The following is a 342-nucleotide window of genomic DNA, read 5'->3' as shown; positions in this document are numbered from 1 at the left end:
GCTTGGAGCTGAGCTTAGACAAACAGTTTCGCCAAGTAAGTTGGTTTGGTTTAGGCCCACATGAGAACGACCGTGATCGTTTGGCCAGCGCGATAGTGAGCCGTTACCAATCGAGCATTGACGACTTACATCCGCCGTATATTTTCCCTAGCGAAAATGGCGGGCGCGGCGCGATTCGCCAGCTAGAAATTGAACGTGATGATGGTTTGGCGCTAGCGATTAACTGCCAACCACATTTGCAGTTTGCGGCTAGGCGTTACAGCCAGCAGCAGCTTAGCCAGGCGACTCATAACTACCAGCTAACAGATAGTGGAACGGTGTTTGTGCAACTCGATATTGCCC

Annotated in this window: 1 protein-coding gene; it reads left to right on the top strand. The window is 51.5% G+C overall.

The annotated features are described in order from the left end of the window. Window positions 1-342: beta-galactosidase small subunit-related protein (locus tag Q4528_RS13020; RefSeq protein WP_512700994.1), on the top strand; the 342-nt coding region annotated here is incomplete at both ends.

The sequence above is a fragment of the Staphylococcus pasteuri genome (assembly GCF_030547725.1).
Taxonomy (GTDB): Bacteria; Bacillota; Bacilli; order Staphylococcales; family Staphylococcaceae; genus Staphylococcus; species Staphylococcus pasteuri.
The sequence above is the reverse complement of the archived record's forward strand: the minus strand, read 5'-3'. Positions and strand labels throughout refer to the sequence as shown.